Consider the following 20,634-nt stretch of genomic DNA (forward strand, 5'->3'; position numbering starts at 1 on the left):
GTAGTAATAACATGACAGGAATGCTAGAGACGAGCAAGTCTGATGATTCCGTGAATGTGTTGTCGCGACGTATCGTTGCTATGAATTTTATCACGAACCTTCCTAAAAACAAAACTTACAAGGCTCGGAAGAAACAGTTTGCTTATTTTCAGGTATAACTTGCTTGCAATCGGGTATATTATCCTATAGTATATGTTCATATGAACGCATAAACGATGTGTCTAATGAAAACTTGATTTTCAATTTAAAATCATAACTTAGGAAGGAATGAAGTAGATGGATTGGCAGTTAGTACTTCAATATGCCTGGGTTGTCCTCGTCTTAATCGCGTTAGAAGGACTCCTTTCGGCAGATAACGCACTTGTCTTGGCCGTCATGGTAAAACATTTACCGGGCGAGCAGCAGAAAAAGGCTTTATTTTATGGATTAGCAGGAGCATTCGTTCTTCGATTTGCAGCATTGTTCGCAATCTCATTCCTCGTCGATATTTGGCAGATCCAAGCACTTGGTGCCGCCTACCTGTTAATCATGGGACTCCGGCATATTTATAAGACGATCAAAGCCCGGCGAATCGGTGAGAATCATGGGGCGGAAAATGAACTCGACGCAGAACCGAAATCAGATGAGCCGGTTTCTAAAGCCGAGTTCTGGAAAACAGTCGCGAAGATTGAATTCGCCGACCTCGCGTTTGCCGTCGATTCAATTTTGGCAGCCGTCGCACTTGCCGTTGCGCTCCCGAACTGGGGAACAGGTGAAATTGGTGGCTTGAACACCGGTCACTTCGTCGTCATTTTGACAGGTGGACTGATGGGTGTCGTCCTGATGCGTTTTGCAGCCCGCGTCTTCGTTAAGTTACTGGGGGAACGTCCGGGTCTTGAAACAGCAGCATTCGCCATCGTTGCCTGGGTCGGTGTAAAACTTGCGGTCCTCGCACTCGAACACCCTAAATACCATGCATCAATCGAAGGTACGATTTTCGAAGCATGGAAACTTCCGGAAGGATTCGCCCACAGCACACCGTGGCAAATCTTCTTCTGGACAGTCATGGTCGGTCTCGCACTCTGGGGTTGGTTCTCTTCTCCGAAGACGAAATCAAATCCGGATGCTGAAAAGAAAGTCGAAAAAAATCTGTAATTTCAATTAGGCTCTCCTTCAAGGGGCGTCTTTTTTTGTCTACTAATCCGGAAGAGCAGATAAAAAGAACCGTCAGATTTAAGTCTTGAGTCTTTTGCTTTTAGGTAAGCGGCCTTATAATAAACTTACTGAACAAAAAGGGGATTCGTTTTTATGGATATTGGATTAATTACACAGTATGCGACGGTTGGGCTTGTTTTAATCATTTTACAAGGTCTGCTGTCAGCTGATAACGCCATGGTCATGGCTGTTCTCGTGCGTCCGTTGCCGGACGATCAACGAAAAAAGGCATTGTTTTATGGATTGATCGGAGCACTTGTTTTACGCTTCGTTGCGATTTTCTTCGCGTCTTACCTGGCGACGATTTGGGAGCTTCAGGCACTCGGCGCCATTTATTTGTTCTATGTTGCCTTCAAAGGGATTATCGAAGCACGTTCAAACAAACATCAGGTTCCCGATGCAATGGCGTCACAAAAAGCGTCGCCGAACTTTTGGTGGACGGTTGTCAAAGTCGAGTTCTCGGATTTAGCGTTCGCGGTCGACTCGACGCTCGCAGCTGTTGCGATGGCGACGACGTTACCAATGATCGGCGGAACAATCGGCGGCTTGAACACAGGACAATTCTGGGTTGTCTTCTTCAGCGGAATCATTGGACTTGTCATCATGCGTTACTTCGCCAGCTGGTTTGTCGTCTTATTACAAAAACGGCCGGGAATCGAAGAAGCTGCCTTTTGGCTTGTTGCGTGGGTCGGGGTCAAGCTTGTCGTCATGACACTGGCGCATCCGTCGATTCATGTCTTACCGCATGAATTCCCGGAAAGTACGCTTTGGCAATCGATTTTCTGGATTGTACTCGTCTTGATTTTAGTGTTAGGTTGGTTTAGAAGTGGTACGAAAACAGACGAATAATAATTAGAAACGGACAGGGTCATCATTCCTCTGTCCGTTTTTTATGAGGAGAGATGACGATGCAAAACGGTAATTTTATTCGCATGTTGACACGGATGCAGAATGTCCCGCGTTGGGACGAATATGCCCCTCGCTTTCCGGATAATGCGGCGAGTCACAGCTTTCGTGTCGCTTTATTCAGTTTGATGGCGAGTTATATTGAAGAAGAGGTAGCAGATACTAAATACGATCGATTGACGTTGCTTGGAAAATCCTTGTTCCACGATATGAACGAGGTCATCACGGGACCGATTAAACACCGGACAAAAAAAGAACCGACGTTGCATGCCCACATCCAGGCGATGGAGCGCCAGGCGAGTGAAAAACTCGTTGCGTTGCTGTCGAAGTCCCTTCAACCGGATTTCACGAATTATCTGGTGTTTGCAGAAGATGACTCAACAGAAGGAAAGCTGGTCGAAGCAATCGACACGTTTGATGCGATGCTGTTTGCGAAACGGGAAGCAGAAGTGACGGGATCGACGTTTTTCCTCGACAAGGCGAATGAACTCAAAGAGGCACTATCGGTTCATCCGTTGTTTTCAATTCGGACGTTGACGGAGTCAGTTTGGGCAGAGGATGACATGTCACGTTTCATTGACAACGTCTTGATGATGGATACGATTCGGCGCTGGAAAGGACGATTCAATACGATTGACGACAATGATGCGACACATGCGTTCCGTGCGGCATCACTCGGTTTGTTCAACGGATTGATTGAGTCCAAAAAATACGGTGTGAAGATCAATACGGCAGAAGTCGTTTCGCGTCTGTTGTGTCATGACCTGGTCGAAGGGACAACAGGCGATGTCCTCGGACCTGTCAAACATGCGACCCCGGTCACGGCAGCAGCTTTTGAAGCGTATGAACGGACGGAAGGCGAAGCGTTGATCAATTTGTTGCCGTCCTCGATGCGAAAGGAATTTCACCGGTTCGTCGTCGAAGCAAAAGATGATACGTACGAAGGACAGATGGTTGATGTCGTCGATAAGCTCGATGCGTTGATCAAGATGAACATGGAACGAAAATTGAATGGTGTGGAATATGAGACCGGTTACCGGGCCCAGTTGAAGAAAGTCCAAACGGCCTATGAAAATCCATCCGTCGTCTTCTTTTTAGCTTATGTCTTACACGATTTAGACTACGTGACATCTTAATAGGAAGGAGGAAAATCATGACGAACACTTCACCGATTCAAACCAAACGATTGACCCTAATCCTGATTTTAGGATCACTCGCCGCACTCGGTCCACTTTCGATTGACATGTATTTACCGGCATTTCCGGACATGTCACGTTCATTTGGCGCCAGTGCTTCCTCGATTCAACTAAGCTTGACCGCCTGTATGCTCGGGATGGCAATCGGGCAGATCATCGTCGGTCCGCTCAGTGATGTCCGGGGACGAAAACGTCCGTTGATATTGGCCTTATTTGCCTATTTACTGGCATCGCTCGCCTGTGCCTTTGCGCCGACGATTGAAATTTTGATTGCTTTACGTTTCGTTCAAGGAGCAGCCGGTGCATCCGGAATCGTCATCTCGCGGGCGATCGTCCGGGATTTGTTCGAAGGGCCAGAATTGACGAAGTTTTTTGCGGCGTTATCACTGGTCAACGGAACGGCACCGATTTTGGCGCCGATCATCGGGGGCCAAATTTTGCGGTTCGGCGACTGGCGCGTCGTATTTTATCTGCTTGCCATCTTAAGTACGTTGATGCTGATTGCAGTCGCGTTCCGGTTGCCGGAAACCCTGCCGGTTCATCACCGGGTCGAAGGGAATTTGAAGACGACCTTCGGGACGTTTGGACGCTTGCTGTCAGACCGGACCTTCATCGGGTATGCCTTTGCCCAAGCGTTTGCGATGGGTGCGATGTTTGCGTATATCTCCGGTTCCCCGTTCGTTTTACAAAACATCTACGGGGCGAGTCCGCAACAATTCAGTTTTCTGTTCGGTCTGAACGGGATCGGAATCATTCTGGCTGCCCAAACGGCCGGACGGTTGGCCGGGCGCGTCGACAGTGAGAAAATGATGCGGATCGCCTTGACGGTCGTCGCCTTAGCCGGGATCTGTCTGTTTCTTGCGCTGACGTTATCCGACTCCTTGATTCTCGTTATGATTCCGTTGTTCTTCGTCGTTTCGAGTGTCGGGATGATTTCGACGCTCGGTTTTACCTTGGCGATGCAAAACTACGGTTCGACGGCCGGAAGTGCTTCGGCATTGCTTGGTCTGTTGCCGATGCTTGTCGGCTCACTCGTCTCGCCACTCGTTGGCGTGATGGGGGAAGAGTCGGCGTTGCCGATGGGCTTGATCATCATGACACTTGATTGTCTGGCATTGCTCGTGTATACCTTACTGATTGTCCGAAGAAATCAATAAAAAGATGCATTCAATGAAGCCGATTCCTTTTTGAGGAAATCGGTTTTTTTGTTGAAGACTGTATTGGAAGAAATGCTGTCAGAAAAAATCAGTGGATTTTGAAACTATTTCCAAAAATAAACCGTAAATAAAGAGGAGCTCAGCAAAGAAGAGAGGAGCAGGCGGATGAAAAAACGATCTCTTTCGGATACACGGCCGGTATCTGAACCGAAGAATCAGAGGACACTGGAGAGTTTATTGGCGCGGCATTACGCGGCACAAAAAAAGTATGCCCGCAGATGTCAGGAAGCAGACAGTCCACGGGAAAAAGAATTAGCCGAATTGTTATATGAAGAAAATCGTCATGCGTACCTTCAAGCTTACCGGCAACTGTACGGATCGAATCCGTTTATCGAGGTGACCGAAGATGGACGTTAGTACGCTTTATCTGTATGCCCTTGCCGCTGCGGCCTGTGGTGTTTTACTGTCTGTCGTTTTTTCAGACTTGATTCCCGGTATTGATCAAATCTTTCATCCGACGTTAATCCTGTCCTTTGTCATTTTGACATCTGCTTTTGGATTTGGACTCGAGCATCTGACGTCACTTGGTTCGCTCGTTATTTTGCTGATCAGTGCCGGTATCAGTCTCATCTTGACGTCTTTGTTGCATTTATTCATTTTTGTACCGCTTGCGAAAGCGGAGCAATCCATCAGTTTTTCGGAACAGACGCTTGAAGGACGCAGTGCCATCGTCATCCTCCCGATTCCGGAGGACGGCTACGGTGAAATTCTCGTCGATGATGTGTCAGGACGGATTGCCAAATCCGCCGTTCTTTTTGAAGGTCCGGCTCTGGCACAAGGAACAAAAGTCATCATCATTGAAATTAAACAAGGCGTGGCGCATGTCATGACCTATCCTACGCAGTGGAAAGAGGAGATGTTTTCATGAATCCGATTATTATTGTAGCAATCATAGCCGGCGCACTGATTTTAGCGCTGATCGCCTTATTCGTCACAAAGTACCGCACAGTCGGACCGGAAGAAGCGTTGATCGTGTCCGGGAGTTATCTCGGGAACAGTCCGACCGTCAACACTGATGAATCCGGCAACCGGGTCAAAATCATTCGTGGCGGCGGAGCGTTTATCTTACCTGTCTTTCAACAAGCATCCCCGCTCAGTCTGCTGTCGAGCAAGCTCGAAGTGACGACACCGGAAGTCTATACAGAGCAGGGTGTTCCGGTCATGGCAGACGGGACAGCAATCATCAAAATCGGCAGCTCGATTTCTGAAATCGCGACGGCAGCCGAACAATTCCTCGGTAAATCAAAAGAAGACCGGGAAGGCGAAGCACGGGAAGTCCTTGAAGGGCACTTACGGTCAATCCTCGGTTCGATGACAGTCGAAGAAATTTACAAAAACCGTGATAAATTCTCACAGGAAGTGCAACGTGTCGCGTCACAGGATTTAGCGAAAATGGGACTGATCATCGTCTCGTTCACGATCAAAGACGTCCGCGATAAAAACGGTTATTTGGAATCACTCGGGAAACCGCGGATTGCCCAGGTCCGCCGCGATGCCGATATCGCAACAGCCGACGCAGAAAAAGAAACACGGATCAAGCGGGCGGAAGCTTCAAAAGATGCGAAAAAAGCGGAACTCGAACGGGCAACGGAAATTGCGGAAGCGGAAAAAGAAAATCAACTGAAGATGGCCGATTACCGCCGCGAGCAGGATATCGCAAAAGCAAAAGCCGACCAAGCGTATGACCTTGAAAATGCCCGCGCTCAGCAGGAAGTCACGGAACAACAAATGCAGATCAAAATCATCGAACGTCAGAAACAAATCGAGCTCGAAGAACGTGAAATTCTCCGCCGCGAGAAACAATACGATGCGGAAGTCAAAAAACGGGCCGACGCCGATCGTTACTCCATCGAGCAGGCGGCCCAGGCCGACCGGGCGAAACAATATGCGGAAGCCGATGCGACGAAATACCGGATTGAAGCCTCTGCGAAAGCCGACGCCGAACGGATTCGTCTCGATGGTCTGGCGAAAGCGGAAGCCGAACGGGCGCAAGGGGAGACGGAAGCGGATATCATCCGTCTGAAAGGTCTCGCGGAAGCGGAAGCGAAAGAAAAGATCGCGCAAGCATTCGAACAGTTCGGACAAGCGGCGATTCTCGACATGGTCGTCCGGATGATGCCGGAATATGCGAAACAGGTCGCAGCACCACTCGGCAACATCGACAAGATTACAGTCGTTGATACAGGGAGCGGCGAGGGCGGCGGAGCAAACCGGGTGACCGGATATGCCACCGATTTGATGGCTTCGTTGCAGGAAACACTTAAAGCATCATCCGGCATCGACGTGAAAGACTTGATTGAAAACTTCTCGGGTAAAGGAACGGCGAAACCGTTGACGGTCAACTTAAATCAAGGGGAACCGGTGACGTCGGGAACGAAGTCTGAATGAAACCGAACGTTGTCTTGACAGCGTTGCTTTTACTGGTCGCGGTGAATCTTGTTTTCCCGCTTTCGACACTCGTCCTTGTAGCGCTCGGTGTGGCGTTCGGGCTGTATAAAGGCTATACATCAGAGGGCGGGTTTAACTCAATCTTTAATGTAAAACGTGTCTCGTACTCGCTCCGCCATCCGCTGACGCGCGCGGAAGCAGCGGCGGCCGGTCTGTTCGGTCTGTTGACGACAGATATCCCTTACTGGTGGAATGAAATCCGGTCGGGGTTATCGCTTCAAGGCGTTGGTTATTTATTATTTGAATGGGTGACATTGCTCTTGTTTGTGTATGTCATGTTCCGCTTTTTGTTGCTCGGACTTTTTGAGCCGGGAAAAGAACGGACTCCAACAGGACTAACCGAATAAAACGATTGTACCAGGTAACAAAAAATCCGAATGCTCCCATCCCTCTGTCAATAAGAAGAGGTGGGGACATTCGGATTTTTTAATGATGAATCAGGCCGGTAAATCATAACCGATGACGATTAATCCGGGACCGGTGTGAGAACCGATCGCGGCTCCAGCGACTGTGATCAGGATTTCACTCGGTGAGAATTGGGATTCAATCAACTGTTTCAGTTGTTCCGCCCGTTCGATTGAATCGCCATGACCGATGATTATCCGGTGTCCATCAATGGATGGACGTGCTTCTTCCATCCATTCGACAATCCGGTTCATGACTTTTTTCTGACCGCGGATCTTTTCTTTTGGAATCAGTTTCCCGTCTTCGACCGTCAAAAGTGGAAGAATCGACAGTAAACCACCGATGAAAGCACTGGCCCGCGAAACACGGCCGCCCCGCATCAGGTATTCGAGCGATTCGACAGTAAACAAATGACGGACGGTATTGATTTTTTGTTCGGCACACGCTTTTGTTTCCTCAAACGAATGGGTTTTCGCAAATTCAGCGACATCTAACACGAACAGTCCTTGACCGGTCGAGGCTGTTTTCGTGTTGATGATGGCATAGGGGACATCCGGATACGTTTCAGCAAGTTCTGCTGCGAGCATCGTTGCGGTTTGATACGTACCGGATAGTTCGCTTGAGAAAGCCAGATAGATGAACGATTCACCTTGTTTAAAGTGTTCTGTAAAGACTTCGACCATCCGTGACACTTCTACTTGAAACGTCTTTGGTGCCGCCCCGTTCCGCATTTTTTCATATAATTCGACCGGTGAAATCGATTCGCCGTCGAAAAATGTCTCTTCGTCAATCAACACGCCGAACGGCATGACGGTGAAGCCGTAAGCGTCTAGTAATTCTTTAGGTGCATCAGCACCGCTGTCAGTAATAAAACGTACCATGTTCGTTCTCTCCTTTATCAACCTAGGACTTTTTCATTTCGATCCAACATCCGACCCAGGTTTACACCGAAGCGTTCGTTCTCGACCTCGCTCAAGACGGACGGTGTGAGTGTCGCGCCAAGTTCCATCAAGGAGCGGTAAACACGTACCAAGCAGTCTTCGACCGTGAAGGGGAGTTGCAACAGCTCTTCCAAAGAGGCCATTGTTTCGGGAACGACTGTCGGATACACGAACTTGGTCGCTTCTCCTTGTAGGGCGGCAGCATAAAAATCACGGACAAGTTGCGCCCGGGCACTGCCACTGCCGTTCACGCAGAGGTAAATTTGAACCGCGACGCCTCCGCGGACACGCCGCTGTGAAATACCGGCGAACTTTTTGCCGGCAATCGATAAATCATAGGATCCGGGGCAATATGATCCGACGACCTCACCGGCGACGATGGCATCGGTTTCTTCGGCGAACATCTGCCGGACAAGGGCGAGCATTGCTTCATAGCCGCTGTCGATATCGATTCCACCGCGTTCCGGGAGGACAAGCGAGATGTTCAGGACACCGGCATCGATTACGACGGCCAGCCCGCCGGAATTGCGGATGACCGGTTGAAAACCATGGGCGTGTAAGACGTCGATTCCATCATCGAGATGAGGGAGACGCGCATCTTGAATCCCAAGGACAACCGTTTCATGGTGGACCCAGGAGCGGATGGCGGCACCCTCTGTAGCGACGGAGGCGCACAATGTATCGTCCATCGCAAACGATTGTGTGGCATGAAAGGTGTTTCCGAGTGACGTTTGATCAAAAATACGATAATGTTCTTGTTTTAAGAGTTCGATTCCCATAGGCTCGTTCCTTTTTTTCTAGATTTGCGACATTATTATAGCATACGGCAGTGTAAACTTTTTAATAAGAAGCCAGTGAAGCAACAGGAACGGACCGTTTCAAACCGAACTATGAACTATACCGATCGAGAACGAGCTACTAAAGGAGAGAGTGTATGTATCAGTCACTGGGACAGCTAAAAGAAACAAAAGTATTCAAGGATCCCGTTCATCGCTACATCTATGTCAGCGACCAATTGATTTGGCAATTAATCGGAACAAAAGAATTTCAACGTCTCCGCCGGATTAAACAGCTCGGCACATCATTTTTGACGTTCCATGGAGCCGAGCATACCCGTTTTCATCACTCGCTTGGCGTGTACGAGATTACCCGTCAATTGATTGATGTCTTTAATGGTCGCGCCGATTGGGACGATCAGTACCGCGAATTGACACTCGTCGCCGCACTCTTGCACGATGTCGGTCATGGTCCGTTTTCCCATGCCTTTGAAAACGTCTTTGGTGTTGATCATGAAGAATGGACGGAACGGATTATCCTTGGGGATACAGAAATCAAACAGGTCCTCGATCAGGTCGGGGAAGGATTTGCAGAAGAAGTCGCGTCAATCATCAACAAAACCCATCCTAATCAATTGCTTGTGACGATGATCAGTTCCCAGCTCGATGTCGACCGGATGGATTACTTGTTGCGGGATGCACATTTCGCCGGTGTCAGTTACGGAAAGTTTGATCTCGAACGGATGTTGCGTGTCCTGCGTCCGGCACCGAATCAGATGGTCGTCAAGCAGTCCGGGATGCATTCGATCGAAGATTACATCATGCGGCGTTATCAGATGTACTGGCAGGTCTATCTCCATCCCGTGACGCGTTCGAGCGATTACTTATTAAAAGCGATTCTTGAGCGGGCAAAAGAACTGTATACGGGCGGGTATGCCTTCACGATTGATCCGGTCCACTTAAGTCCACTTTTTACACAACAGATGTCGCTGAAGAATTATTTGGCACTGGATGAGACGATCGTCTACTTCTATTTCCAGCAGTGGGCAGAGGAAGAGGACGCCGTATTAAGCGATTTGGCACGCCGGTTCGTCGACCGGAAATTATTTAAATATGTGGATTATCCGGCAGAAAAGCGCGCGCGTGTCCATGAGAAACTGTGTACGTTATTTGAAAAAATCGGGCTTGATCCCACTTATTATCTGCTCGAAGACAAGCTCAGTCGCCTGCCGTACGACTTATATGGAGATAATGGCGAAATCAGTAAACAACCGATCATGCTGCAGATGAAAAATGGTCAGATGAAAGAGATCTCGCAAGTCTCGCCGCTCGTTCAGGCGATTGCCAATTCACGTCAGACGGATGAAAAGCTATTTTTCCCGCAGGAAATCCTGCATGACTTACGGGAATTTGCGAACGAGAAGATGCAAATCGATCAATTGTTACTTGGAGAAGAAATATGAACAATATCATCGCAACCATCTTAAAGTATGCCGGCTTGGAAGGGAAAGCGGTTATCCCCTTAATAGGAGCGACTTCCTCGTACGTGTTTCGAGCGGGGAATAGTGTTTTTCGAATTCATACCAATCCTGCCTGGCTAAAACAGGAACCGGACCTCGTCGCGCACGAGGTCTTTGCGTTACGGGCGACCGGTAGATTAGGGCCGGATGTCGAAAATTATCAATTGACGTGGGAGGGGGAGATTCCCCCATGGATTCAAATGACGTGTTTACCGGGAGAAGTCCGACTCGAACCGTTAAATCGAGCGTACCTCAAACAATTGGCAAAAACGTTAGTTGCGATTCATCAACTGCCGGTTCCAGAAGCCTTGTACCGGTATGCACCATACGTGACAAAGCGAACGGTTCCTTTTTGGGCAGTTCAAAAGGAGATGTGGCAACGGGCTGTGGCAGAACCGCCGGCAACGAGTCAACAAGTTCGATTCATCCACCGCGATTTTCATCCGGTCAATGTGTTATACGAATCAGCTGAAAAGTATAACGTAGTCGATTGGATTAGTGGCTGTGTTGGACCCATTGAAGCAGATGTCGCCTATTGCCGATTAAATCTGGCGTTGCTTGAATCGGTCGAAGCAGCAGATCAATTTTTAGCTGAATATATTGCTTGCAGTGGATTTTCGTACGATCGGAAATGGGATTTAACCGCTGTTTTTGATTTTGAACCGGACACCCTCGATGTTTATCCCGGTTGGAAAGCATATGGGAAGGCAAACATCAGTCAGGGCAATGTTCGGGAACGGATGGAAAACATTGTATTGAAAGTTTATGAAAATGACGAAAGCGGTTACTAAATGAACTTTACCCCTTGCAGTTCTTCCGAATGTTGATTATTGTAGTACTTGGGAAAGAGATTGAACGTCAGACCTCGTACTTATGTACAACTGATAAAATAAACTATGGATTGAGGGATAGTTCGTGAAATATTTAATCGCAATACTGGGACTTGTCATCGTGTTTGGTTTGGCATACCTTGTCAGCAGTAATCGTAAAAGCATCAAATTGAAACCGCTTGCGGTCATGCTAGTGCTTCAGCTTGTCCTGGGATACATTCTGTTGAACACGTCATTCGGCTATATCGTCATTAAAGGGATCGCTCAAGTCTTCGAAAAATTGCTCAGTTATGCCGCGATCGGTATCAACTTTGTCTTCGGTGGATTAGCGAACGAAGGCGCGCAACCATTCTTCATCAACGTCCTGTTGCCAATCGTTTTCATCTCGGCTTTAATCGGAATTTTGCAGTTCACGAAAATCCTGCCGCTCTTAATGCGCGGAGTCGGGTTCGTCCTTTCGAAAATTAACGGAATGGGACGACTTGAGTCATATAACGCCGTAGCGTCAGCAGCGATCGGTCAATCAGAAGTATTCATCACGGTTAAAAAGCAAATTGGTAAATTACCGCCTCACCGTCTGTATACATTATGTGCGTCTGCGATGTCGACAGTTTCGATGTCAATCGTCGGTGCATACATGACGATGGTCGAACCGAAATATGTCGTCACAGCAATCGTCTTGAACCTGTTTGGTGGATTCATGATCGTTTCAATCATCAATCCGTATACAGTTGATCCAAAAGAAGACATCTTGGAAATCGTGGAAGAAAAACAAACGTTCTTCGAAATGCTCGGCGAATACATCATGGATGGATTCAAAGTCGCAATCATCGTCGGCGCGATGTTGATCGGATACAATGCTTTGATCGGAATGGTCAATGATATCTTCTTGATGGTTCTCGGCATCTCGTTCCAGGATATTCTCGGCTACATCTTTGCACCATTCGCTTTCATCATGGGGATTCCATGGGCGGAAGCAGTCAGTGCCGGTAGCATCATGGCAACGAAGTTGATTACAAACGAATTCGTCGCGATGCTCAGCTTGCCTGAATACGCAAAAGAATTCTCGGCACGGACACTTGGAATCGTTTCGGTCTTCTTAATTTCATTCGCTAACTTCTCGTCAATCGGGATCATCGCAGGTGCTGTTAAAGGACTGGACGACCGCCAAGGAAGTGTTGCAGCGAGCTTCGGTCTGAAATTGCTTTACGGAGCAACACTCGTCAGTGTCTTGACGGCAATCGTCGTCAGTATCTTACTCTAAATCGCATACGAATGGCAGATCTGTCATTTCTTAAAACAAAGCAGGACCCGACTAGAAAATCGGGTCCTGCTTTTGGTTTCTACTATTTTTAGCCGCGTGAAGCAATTCCGACCCGTTCGCGATGGAACAGCCCTTCATCGTAAACGTCATAAGCGAAGCGGGCGACATTGATGCGGGGGATTGGACCGGTTTCGTGGGTGAATCGATTGGATTCAATCAAGACGTCCTCGATCGCATCTTCTTCGACGAGTTGTGTCGGACAAATGATGGTATAGTCGACATCTGCGTCTTTTAACGTCAAGTAGGCTTTGAGATGATCTTCAGCTGCAATCGTCGAGCGACGACGGGATTCACTGGATTGGAAACGATATTTTCCCGGTTCTTCCGAAGCATCAAGGATGCCGGCCGTTCCGACGAACACGATTCGTTCGATTTGCTGTTCTTTCATTTTAATGATGAGGTTTGGAACCGCAACAGAAAGAATTTGTTTTTGATCGGTTCCTAAACAGCTGAAGACGGCAGACGTCCCAGCGATGACCCGTTCGAGATCGTCTGCATCCGTCGCATCTCCTTTTATAACCGTCAAGTGGGGATGGTCAGGTAGTCCATGCTGCTCCGATCGGACAAGGACCCGGACGTCATGTCCTTTCTCCAATAGTAAATCCAGTAAAGGCCGTCCTGTACGTCCGGTTGCCCCAAGTAAGCTGACTTTTGCCATGATGATTCATCCTTCCTGTGATAAGTATATGGAACAGGAGGAACGACGGGTTAAATCGTTCCTCCTGAAAAGTGTTTATTTGTCGGCGAACATGACGCCGGCTTGACCGTAATCGGTTTTCTCCATCTCTTCGATGAAAACCGTAATATTTTCTTTTGGCGCATCGACGGATTCAGAAACGGCTGCTGTGACTTTTTCGATCAAAGCACGTTTTTGTTCCACTGTGCGTCCGGATAACATTTTAACAGTAACGTAAGGCATGTCAGATTCCTCCTCTTAGCATAAGTACAATACGCCCTCAGTATACCGTACGCCACCCGGGTTCCGTCAAACCGCACATTGAAATTGAAAAAGATGGGTATAGAACAGGAATAGTCTGTCGGAAGCAAGAAGTAGTACTTAATAAATGATGAGGATGAGGTGAAGGCATGGAGATGGAACCGGTGATTCGTAAAAAAATCCATACGCTACTGATTTTTGACCGCGCTTTACCAGAAGACAACACATACCCGTTATCAGGCGCAAAAGGTCTCGAAGTCGCAGATGTCTTATTTGATCAAAATATTCCGTTTGGACGGCTCGTGACGGATAAGGAATTGGCAGCGCTTGTCGGAAATGAAGAAGCAAAACGCTACGGGATGTTGACGTTGCTTCGGGATGAGGACCGCTTCAAGCCGATTTTTCAAAATCGTAAACCGACACCTGATATTGAAGACGAGTTGGCAGAGCGGATTCGGGAACTGGCCAAGCAATTACGGGCGATTCGTTCGAAATGTTCATCACTGGAGCGGATTGTTCTGTTCGGTCGTGCCTCGCAAACGTTGTATGACCGGGCATTGGTGCAACTGGAAGAGTTGAATCCACCCGCTCATGAAGAACTCACGTCCCTCGAATGTCTGCGGTTACCAACGATCCGTCGTGTCACCCGGGAGCAGCTTGAGACACTCAAGCGGTAAACGAAGGCTTGCACCGACTGTTGGATGCGGTATGATAGAAGCAACAGTAGTAAAAGGGGACAAGTAAACGATGGAAAAGAAAATTAACTTCAATATCATTTCAGATAACTCAACGGACGGGCATGGTGGATTTGGTGTCGGAACACTCAGTCTGAACAGCATGTCACCGGTCATCATCTCGCCGGAAGACGGTGAAGCCTATATTGATATGGGTGCGATGCATGCGAAAGCAGCTATCGAGAAACGGATTAAATTCACGACGGACAAGGCGGATTCACCAAACGGAAAGCTGTACTGGATCGTTTGGGTGACGGTTGGCCGGAAACCGGAAGGATTTTATTACGGTGGCGTCGCAGCGTGTGACCTGTTAGTTGATGTCGAAGCACGACGCGGCTTTAAGATTTTAGCAGATCATGTCAATAAGATGGATAAATCGTTAAAAGGACGGATTGTCGTCGATCATATGGACGATACATCGAAACACTTGTTGCGTGACTTCCTGCAAACACATAAACCGGAGATGTGGGAAAATGCTGAACCTGAGTTGCATGAAGCGCTCACTTAAAAATAAAAGTGCCGACTCTGTGAAAGAGTTGGCACTTTTTTGATTGATTATCTGCGTAACGTCACGACAATTAACTCAGGGTGATTAAAGATTCGGAACGGAAATAAGCTGTTGCCGAGCCCACGGCTGATGATCAACCGTGTGTTCTCCATCGTATGCTGTCCAGCTGTCAGTTCAGGGAAAAAGCCTTGACCGGGAGCATACATGCCGTCCGTGAACGGTAACCGGATTTGTCCGCCATGGGCATGACCCGATAACACCAAATCGACTTTCCGTTCCGCGTACAACGGTAAATATTCCGGACGGTGCGCCATCAATAGTTGAAAAGCACGGGGATCAGCAGTCGACTGGGCTTGATCGAGACTTTGCCGGATGCCATCCGGCTCCTGCAGCCCTTCACTCCAACGGGTCGTCGTCGGATCGTCAATTCCAAGCAACTCAATGAACTGACCGTCTCGTTCAAGCGGAACGGACGTATTTCGAAGGACGGTGACGCCAAGTCGTTCAAGCTTCGGTAAAATCGTCAAATTCAGACGGACTTCATGATTGCCTGTCACGAAATAGACCGGATAGTCCGGTATCAGCTGTTTCATCAGCTGAAGTGCTTCTTCTTCTCCATTACGTCTTGAATCAATCAAGTCACCGGTCATTAAGATGACATCCGGCTGCAGTTTATTCACTTTTTTCAAAAGAACCTTTTGACGGGAACCAAAGGATTTACCATGCAGATCGGCAATCTGTAAAATCTTATAGTCATTAAACGCGGCAGGCAGTTTATCCGATTGGACCGTTACTGCCGTCGTGTCGATTTGATTATTTTCCCGGTACAAAAACCAGCTACTGAGAGCGAGAATGCCGATGGGAATAAACCATTTTTTCTTGACGCGCAAGTCCTCACCCCTTTTCTTGTATTCAGCATACCAAAAAGACCCTGACTTCCGCCTGACGGAAGACAGGGTCTGACTGCAGTTAGGCTTCTTTTTTCAACTCGTCGGCTGATTTCGCAGCATCCGGTTCATTGGACAGATCCATGAACAGGGCAATCACCATCATCCCGACAACGAAGATGAACGGGAAGGCGGCAAGGACAGCTGCGGCCTGCAAGGCGCTGAGTCCGCCTGCGTACAAAAGAACAGCTGCGATTGACGACTGGATGATTCCCCATGTCAATTTGATGCGGAGACTCGGCAACAGACTACCGCCGGAAGATAACATCCCGAGGACGTACGTCGCGGAGTCGGCAGACGTGATGAAGAACGTCGTGATCAAGAAGACAGCAATGATACTGAGGAATGTTTCGAGACCACCGAATGTTTCGAACAAGGCGAACATACCGGTTTCGACTCCTTTTTCGTTGACCGTTGAAATGAGATCAACATTGTTGAACAGTTCGTTCCAAATCGCAGATCCACCGAAAACAGAGAACCAGAGCAGACCGAAAATTGTCGGTACCAGCATGATGCCAAGTACGAACTCACGAATTGTCCGTCCTTTTGAGACACGGGCGATGAACGTTCCGACGAACGGCGACCAGGAAATCCACCATGCCCAGTAGAAGATTGTCCAGTCATTGATCCATCCCCGTTCATCGGGATTGAAGGCTGACGCCCGGAAGCTCATTGTCGGTAGGTTTTGCAAGTAAGCACCTGTCGTTTGAACAAACAGATCCATGATGAAGCTGAACGGTCCGAGGAACAGAACCCCAACCATCAAGAGGATCGCCAAGACAATATTGGCGTTGCTCAAGCGGACGATTCCTTTATCAAGACCGGAAGCGGCACTCATCATATAGAGGACGGATACGACTAAAATGATGATTAATTGGGTCATGAAGGAGTTCGGGATGCCGTCGACAAGGAAGTGAAGTCCACCTGAAATTTGTTGGGCTCCGAGACCGAGTGACGTGGCAACACCAAATGCCGTAGCTACAATGGCAAGTACTTCAACTGTTCCTTTACCGGCCGCTTCGTACTTCGGTTTCATCAGGGAAGCAACGGTATCACCGATTGTGGCCGGACGTCCTTTACGGAACGTCGAGTAAGCGATGGCGAGGGCGACGACCGCGTAGAGTGCCCACGGATGCAGACCCCAGTGGAAAAAGGAATAACGCATGGCGAGTGGAGCAGCTTCTGTTAAATCATTTGTTGCGACCGGGGGGGTATGAAAATGGGTCAGTGGTTCTGAGACACCCCAAAAGACTAAACCAATCCCCATGCCGGCACTGAATAACATCGCGAACCATGAGATAAGACCGTACTCGGGACGATCGGAGTCCTTACCGAGTCGGATTGAACCAAAACGTGAAAAAATTAAAAAGATGGCAATTAATAAAAAGGCACTCATACCAAAAAGATAAAGCCAGCCGAAGCCGTTCGAAACAAAGTTTTGAGCGATGCCTGTGACATTGCCAAGATTTGCGGCACCAATGAGTGATTCAGGCAAGATTCCCCATATGGTAAAGAGCACACAGAAAATGACAGAGGTGATAAAGACATTCGTAATTTTACTTTTTCGTTTATTTTCCATCGTGATCAACACCTTCTTTCGAATTTTACATGTAGTTTTGTAACTCTTTTAGACAACGACATTAGTACTACCCGTGTCATTTGAAAACAAAACCTTATCACGCAAGTTCTAACCGTAACAAAGATGGAGCAGACTGGCAAACCGAAATGGGTAATGATGGGAAGGGGACGGACAGTAGAAAAACTAACGAAATTCAAATAAAGCCTGAAATGACGAGTCTGAATCAAGGGGATAGAAAAGGTTGAAATGATCGAATTATTTATTATTTCCCGCTTCAGATGTTTTGTAACATGCATTTCAGATACATTGATGAAGCAAAAAAACAGACGGAGTGAAACGGGTTTGATATCGTATCAGGTAGTCATCATATTAATCAGGAGGAATCAGTTATGAATCACAATCAGACAAAACAACAGATTATCGATGCTTTTCAGTTCCGTCATGCAACCAAATCATTTGATCCGACTAAAAAAATAACAGAAGAAGATTTTTCATTTATTTTGGAGACAGCGCGTCTTTCACCGAGTTCTTTCGGATACGAACCATGGAATCTGCTTGTCATTCAAAACGAAGCCGTTCGAAATGAGATTCGGGACGTCTCGTGGGGAGCACAAGGTCAATTGCCGACAGCGAGCCACTACGTCATCTTTATGGCCCGGACAGGTGGACAGATGCAACCGGACGGGGAGCACGTGAAACATATGATGGATGTACTCGGTCTGTCGGATGAAGCAAAAGCCGGTCGGACAAAACGGTACGGTCTGTTCCTCGAAGAAGATTTCAAGATTGGGGATAATGAAAAGGCGATGGCCGATTGGTCGGCGAAACAAGCTTATATCGCGCTTGGAAACATGATGTCGACAGCAGCGCAAATCGGCATCGACTCGTGTCCGATTGAAGGATTCGATCAGCAGGCAGTGGAACAGATTCTCGAACGGCACGGTGTGCTCGACCGGTCTGTTTTCACCGTACCGGTCATGGTCGCATTCGGCTACCGGGCGGATGAACCGAAACGGGCGAAGCAGCGTCGGTGCCTGGATGAAATCGTCACGTTCGTCGACTAAAAAAACAGTCGAATCTTTTCGAATTATATAGAAGTTTCTTTCAAAGTCCGGTATACTCGCATTTGTATGATTAAGAAGCGCCGTAAACGCCACTCGCATACGAACAACTTTTGTCTTGATGAAAGAAAGGGGTTCTATCGCAAATGGAACAAAAATTAAAGTTATGGTTCACGGAACACCAAACGGAAGATTACGGTATCACATTCCGTGTCAACCACGTTTATGAGAGCGAACAAACGGAGTTTCAACGCCTGGAGATGGTTGAGACGGACGAGTTCGGTACAATGTTGTTACTTGACGGAATGGTCATGACGACAGATCGTGATGAGTTTGTCTATCACGAAATGGTCGCACACGTTCCACTCTTCACACACCCGAATCCAAAATCTGTTTTGGTCGTTGGTGGAGGAGACGGCGGAGTCATCCGTGAAGTCTTGAAGCATCCATCTGTTGAGAAGGCGGTTCTTGTCGAAATCGACGGAAAAGTCATCGAATACTCGAAAAAATATTTACCAAACATCGCAGGTGGTCTTGATGACGCACGTGTTGAAGTCATCGTCGGAGACGGATTCATGCATATTGCAGAAGCAGTCAACGAATATGATGTCATCATGGTGGATTCAACGGAACCGGTCGGTCCGGCCGTCAACCTGTTCACAAAAGGATTCTACTCAGGAATCTCAAAAGCATTAAAAGAAGACGGTATTTTCGTCGCTCAGTCGGATAACCCGTGGTTCACACCGGACTTAATCCGTGATGTGCAACGCGACGTTAAAGAAATCTTCCCGATCACAAAACTCTACATTGCCAACGTTCCGACGTATCCGAGCGGTCTGTGGACATTTACGATTGGATCGAAAAAACATGATCCCCTCGCTGTCGCACCAGAGCGTTTCCACGATATCGAAACGAAATACTATACACCGGAACTTCATACAGCTGCATTCGCGCTACCGAAGTTCGTCAAAGACTTAACGATCTAATTAAACGTCAGGAGTGTTCCGTTTTCAGGGGCACTCCTTTCTATGACTGGAGGAATAATGATGCGATTTGATGAAGCTTACTCAGGTAAGGTATTTATCGCGAGTCAACCGACTCACGAAGATGCAAAAGGTGTGTTGTACGGTATGCCGATGGACTGGACGGTCAGTTTCCGACCTGGTTCACGGTTTGGCCCGGCCCGGATCCGTGAGGTCTCACTCGGACTTGAAGAATACAGTCCGTATCTTGACGGCGATATCGCCGATGCGAAACTGTTTGACGCTGGAGATATCCCGCTTCCGTTCGGTAATGCGCAAAAATCACTTGATATGATTGAAGAATACGTAGACTCGTTATTGACGGCAGGTAAGTTCCCGCTCGGTATGGGCGGCGAACACCTCGTTACATGGCCGGTCGTCAAAGCTTTTGATAAACATTACGAAGATTTTGTTGTGTTGCACTTTGATGCACATACGGATTTACGCGATTCGTATGAAGGAGAGCCGTTGTCGCACTCGACACCACTCAAAAAAATCGCGAACTTGATTGGACCGGAAAACTGTTATTCATTCGGCATTCGTTCAGGGATGAAAGAAGAGTTTGAATGGGCGAAGACATCCGGTTACAACCTGTTCAAATACGAAATCGTTGAACCGTTGAAAGCAGTTTTACCGAAACTTGCCGGTAAAAAGGTCTACGTGACAATCGATATCGATGTCCTTGATCCGTCAGCGGCACCGGGAACGGGAACACAGGAAATCGGCGGCGTGACGACAAAGGAATTACTTGAAGTCGTCCATATGATTGCACGGGCTGATGTTGATGTCATCGGAGCCGATCTCGTAGAGGTTTGCCCGGCGTATGATCAGTCAGACATGACAGCAATTGCGGCTGCTAAAGTCTTGCGTGAAATGATGATTGGTTTTATAAAGTAAAAGAAAAGGTCAGATCCGTTTTTGCGGAATCTGACCTTTTTGTTGTCAGACAGACAGTTCATACAAACTGCAGTTACCAAAACCGAACAGCAACAGTGCGGGTACACAGTAAAATGAATGTGATCATACGGACGGAAATCATCTCATTTCGTCAGGAAACTTAATGTGTTTTTCCTGACAAAAAAGCACACT

Annotated in this window: 22 protein-coding genes; 16 read left to right on the forward strand and 6 right to left on the reverse strand. The window is 47.8% G+C overall.

All coding sequences use genetic code 11. The features are described from left to right. Window positions 1-276: 276 nt before the first annotated feature. From ACP26N_RS01365 to ACP26N_RS01400, 8 genes are all read left to right on the forward strand, one after another. Window positions 277-1,134 (forward strand): TerC family protein, encoded by an 858-nt coding sequence (locus tag ACP26N_RS01365; RefSeq protein WP_131503259.1) that lies wholly within the window; start codon window positions 277-279, stop codon window positions 1,132-1,134. A gap of 153 nt (window positions 1,135-1,287) precedes the next feature. Next, complete coding sequence (locus ACP26N_RS01370) at window positions 1,288-2,043, forward strand: TerC family protein (protein WP_131503260.1); 756 nt, start codon at window positions 1,288-1,290, stop codon at window positions 2,041-2,043. A gap of 59 nt (window positions 2,044-2,102) precedes the next feature. Then, window positions 2,103-3,236 carry a YfbR-like 5'-deoxynucleotidase gene (locus ACP26N_RS01375; RefSeq protein ID WP_131503261.1) on the forward strand — a complete coding sequence of 378 codons (1,134 nt, stop codon included), beginning with the start codon at window positions 2,103-2,105 and terminating at the stop codon, window positions 3,234-3,236. A gap of 17 nt (window positions 3,237-3,253) precedes the next feature. Further along, on the forward strand, window positions 3,254-4,453 hold the full coding sequence (locus tag ACP26N_RS01380; RefSeq protein ID WP_188005018.1) for a Bcr/CflA family multidrug efflux MFS transporter: 1,200 nt from the start codon (window positions 3,254-3,256) through the stop codon (window positions 4,451-4,453). A gap of 165 nt (window positions 4,454-4,618) precedes the next feature. Next, a complete protein-coding gene (locus tag ACP26N_RS01385) occupies window positions 4,619-4,870 on the forward strand; it encodes a hypothetical protein (protein WP_131503263.1) in 252 nt (83 codons plus the stop codon). Further along, window positions 4,860-5,381, forward strand: a complete 522-nt coding sequence (locus tag ACP26N_RS01390) for an NfeD family protein (protein ID WP_131503264.1) — start codon at window positions 4,860-4,862, stop codon at window positions 5,379-5,381. The genes ACP26N_RS01385 and ACP26N_RS01390 overlap by 11 nt, the downstream gene beginning before the upstream one ends. Continuing rightward, window positions 5,378-6,901: a flotillin family protein gene (locus ACP26N_RS01395; protein ID WP_131973404.1), complete on the forward strand. Its 1,524-nt coding sequence runs from the start codon at window positions 5,378-5,380 to the stop codon at window positions 6,899-6,901. The genes ACP26N_RS01390 and ACP26N_RS01395 overlap by 4 nt, the downstream gene beginning before the upstream one ends. Further along, window positions 6,898-7,308: a hypothetical protein gene (locus tag ACP26N_RS01400; protein WP_131973403.1), complete on the forward strand. Its 411-nt coding sequence runs from the start codon at window positions 6,898-6,900 to the stop codon at window positions 7,306-7,308. The genes ACP26N_RS01395 and ACP26N_RS01400 overlap by 4 nt, the downstream gene beginning before the upstream one ends. 90 nt (window positions 7,309-7,398) lie before the next feature. On the opposite strand, the gene ACP26N_RS01405 is transcribed toward ACP26N_RS01400, so the two are convergent. Then, window positions 7,399-8,247 carry a DegV family protein gene (locus ACP26N_RS01405; RefSeq protein ID WP_426354519.1) on the reverse strand — a complete coding sequence of 283 codons (849 nt, stop codon included), beginning with the start codon at window positions 8,245-8,247 and terminating at the stop codon, window positions 7,399-7,401. 17 nt (window positions 8,248-8,264) lie between these two features. Then, window positions 8,265-9,086 carry a lipoate--protein ligase family protein gene (locus ACP26N_RS01410; RefSeq protein WP_426354521.1) on the reverse strand — a complete coding sequence of 274 codons (822 nt, stop codon included), beginning with the start codon at window positions 9,084-9,086 and terminating at the stop codon, window positions 8,265-8,267. Between the two features lie 155 nt (window positions 9,087-9,241). Here ACP26N_RS01410 and ACP26N_RS01415 point away from each other — a divergent pair, with 155 nt between their 5' ends. From ACP26N_RS01415 to ACP26N_RS01425, 3 genes are all read left to right on the forward strand, one after another. Beyond that, entirely contained in the window at window positions 9,242-10,546 is a 1,305-nt protein-coding gene (locus ACP26N_RS01415) for an HD domain-containing protein (RefSeq protein ID WP_214855771.1), read from the forward strand. Beyond that, a complete protein-coding gene (locus ACP26N_RS01420; RefSeq protein ID WP_426354523.1) occupies window positions 10,543-11,394 on the forward strand; it encodes an aminoglycoside phosphotransferase family protein in 852 nt (283 codons plus the stop codon). The genes ACP26N_RS01415 and ACP26N_RS01420 overlap by 4 nt, the downstream gene beginning before the upstream one ends. 124 nt (window positions 11,395-11,518) lie before the next feature. Beyond that, window positions 11,519-12,697, forward strand: a complete 1,179-nt coding sequence (locus ACP26N_RS01425) for a NupC/NupG family nucleoside CNT transporter (RefSeq protein ID WP_114597149.1) — start codon at window positions 11,519-11,521, stop codon at window positions 12,695-12,697. Between the two features lie 88 nt (window positions 12,698-12,785). On the opposite strand, the gene ACP26N_RS01430 is transcribed toward ACP26N_RS01425, so the two are convergent. Together ACP26N_RS01430 and ACP26N_RS01435 are read right to left on the reverse strand one after the other, a co-directional pair. Next, window positions 12,786-13,415 (reverse strand): NAD(P)-dependent oxidoreductase, encoded by a 630-nt coding sequence (locus ACP26N_RS01430; RefSeq protein WP_426354525.1) that lies wholly within the window; start codon window positions 13,413-13,415, stop codon window positions 12,786-12,788. 75 nt (window positions 13,416-13,490) lie between these two features. Then, entirely contained in the window at window positions 13,491-13,676 is a 186-nt protein-coding gene (locus ACP26N_RS01435; RefSeq protein WP_114597147.1) for a 2-hydroxymuconate tautomerase, read from the reverse strand. Window positions 13,677-13,843: 167 nt separating this feature from the next. On the opposite strand from ACP26N_RS01435, the gene ACP26N_RS01440 reads away from it, so the two are divergent. After that, window positions 13,844-14,371, forward strand: a complete 528-nt coding sequence (locus tag ACP26N_RS01440; RefSeq protein ID WP_114597146.1) for a hypothetical protein — start codon at window positions 13,844-13,846, stop codon at window positions 14,369-14,371. A gap of 70 nt (window positions 14,372-14,441) precedes the next feature. Continuing rightward, a complete protein-coding gene (locus ACP26N_RS01445) occupies window positions 14,442-14,936 on the forward strand; it encodes a YwhD family protein (RefSeq protein WP_131503271.1) in 495 nt (164 codons plus the stop codon). A 47-nt stretch (window positions 14,937-14,983) separates the two neighbouring features. On the opposite strand, the gene ACP26N_RS01450 is transcribed toward ACP26N_RS01445, so the two are convergent. Beyond that, window positions 14,984-15,826 (reverse strand): metallophosphoesterase, encoded by an 843-nt coding sequence (locus tag ACP26N_RS01450; RefSeq protein WP_131503272.1) that lies wholly within the window; start codon window positions 15,824-15,826, stop codon window positions 14,984-14,986. Between the two features lie 79 nt (window positions 15,827-15,905). Then, window positions 15,906-17,462 carry a BCCT family transporter gene (locus tag ACP26N_RS01455; protein ID WP_426354528.1) on the reverse strand — a complete coding sequence of 519 codons (1,557 nt, stop codon included), beginning with the start codon at window positions 17,460-17,462 and terminating at the stop codon, window positions 15,906-15,908. 389 nt (window positions 17,463-17,851) lie between these two features. On the opposite strand from ACP26N_RS01455, the gene ACP26N_RS01460 reads away from it, so the two are divergent. The 3 genes from ACP26N_RS01460 to speB all read left to right on the forward strand — a co-directional run bounded on the left by ACP26N_RS01460 (window position 17,852) and on the right by speB (window position 20,442). After that, window positions 17,852-18,526 carry an NAD(P)H-dependent oxidoreductase gene (locus tag ACP26N_RS01460; RefSeq protein ID WP_131503274.1) on the forward strand — a complete coding sequence of 225 codons (675 nt, stop codon included), beginning with the start codon at window positions 17,852-17,854 and terminating at the stop codon, window positions 18,524-18,526. Window positions 18,527-18,669: 143 nt separating this feature from the next. Continuing rightward, on the forward strand, window positions 18,670-19,509 hold the full coding sequence (speE, locus tag ACP26N_RS01465) for a polyamine aminopropyltransferase (RefSeq protein ID WP_026829494.1): 840 nt from the start codon (window positions 18,670-18,672) through the stop codon (window positions 19,507-19,509). Window positions 19,510-19,569: 60 nt separating this feature from the next. Next, window positions 19,570-20,442, forward strand: coding sequence for an agmatinase (gene speB, locus ACP26N_RS01470; RefSeq protein WP_012369162.1), 873 nt, complete (start codon window positions 19,570-19,572; stop codon window positions 20,440-20,442). Window positions 20,443-20,634: the final 192 nt, after the last annotated feature.

Source organism: Exiguobacterium sp. R-39, assembly GCF_049942815.1.
Lineage (GTDB): Bacteria > Bacillota > Bacilli > Exiguobacteriales > Exiguobacteriaceae > Exiguobacterium_A.

Coding starts and splice junctions, on each gene's coding strand:
- ACP26N_RS01365 (WP_131503259.1), top strand. CDS start 277: ATGGATTGGCAGTTAGTACTTCAATATGCCTGGGTTGTCCTCGTCTTA.
- ACP26N_RS01370 (WP_131503260.1), top strand. CDS start 1,288: ATGGATATTGGATTAATTACACAGTATGCGACGGTTGGGCTTGTTTTA.
- ACP26N_RS01375 (WP_131503261.1), top strand. CDS start 2,103: ATGCAAAACGGTAATTTTATTCGCATGTTGACACGGATGCAGAATGTC.
- ACP26N_RS01380 (WP_188005018.1), top strand. CDS start 3,254: ATGACGAACACTTCACCGATTCAAACCAAACGATTGACCCTAATCCTG.
- ACP26N_RS01385 (WP_131503263.1), top strand. CDS start 4,619: ATGAAAAAACGATCTCTTTCGGATACACGGCCGGTATCTGAACCGAAG.
- ACP26N_RS01390 (WP_131503264.1), top strand. CDS start 4,860: ATGGACGTTAGTACGCTTTATCTGTATGCCCTTGCCGCTGCGGCCTGT.
- ACP26N_RS01395 (WP_131973404.1), top strand. CDS start 5,378: ATGAATCCGATTATTATTGTAGCAATCATAGCCGGCGCACTGATTTTA.
- ACP26N_RS01400 (WP_131973403.1), top strand. CDS start 6,898: ATGAAACCGAACGTTGTCTTGACAGCGTTGCTTTTACTGGTCGCGGTG.
- ACP26N_RS01405 (WP_426354519.1), bottom strand. CDS start 8,247: ATGGTACGTTTTATTACTGACAGCGGTGCTGATGCACCTAAAGAATTA.
- ACP26N_RS01410 (WP_426354521.1), bottom strand. CDS start 9,086: ATGGGAATCGAACTCTTAAAACAAGAACATTATCGTATTTTTGATCAA.
- ACP26N_RS01415 (WP_214855771.1), top strand. CDS start 9,242: ATGTATCAGTCACTGGGACAGCTAAAAGAAACAAAAGTATTCAAGGAT.
- ACP26N_RS01420 (WP_426354523.1), top strand. CDS start 10,543: ATGAACAATATCATCGCAACCATCTTAAAGTATGCCGGCTTGGAAGGG.
- ACP26N_RS01430 (WP_426354525.1), bottom strand. CDS start 13,415: ATGGCAAAAGTCAGCTTACTTGGGGCAACCGGACGTACAGGACGGCCT.
- ACP26N_RS01435 (WP_114597147.1), bottom strand. CDS start 13,676: ATGCCTTACGTTACTGTTAAAATGTTATCCGGACGCACAGTGGAACAA.
- ACP26N_RS01440 (WP_114597146.1), top strand. CDS start 13,844: ATGGAGATGGAACCGGTGATTCGTAAAAAAATCCATACGCTACTGATT.
- ACP26N_RS01445 (WP_131503271.1), top strand. CDS start 14,442: ATGGAAAAGAAAATTAACTTCAATATCATTTCAGATAACTCAACGGAC.
- ACP26N_RS01455 (WP_426354528.1), bottom strand. CDS start 17,462: ATGGAAAATAAACGAAAAAGTAAAATTACGAATGTCTTTATCACCTCT.
- ACP26N_RS01460 (WP_131503274.1), top strand. CDS start 17,852: ATGAATCACAATCAGACAAAACAACAGATTATCGATGCTTTTCAGTTC.
- speE (WP_026829494.1), top strand. CDS start 18,670: ATGGAACAAAAATTAAAGTTATGGTTCACGGAACACCAAACGGAAGAT.
- speB (WP_012369162.1), top strand. CDS start 19,570: ATGCGATTTGATGAAGCTTACTCAGGTAAGGTATTTATCGCGAGTCAA.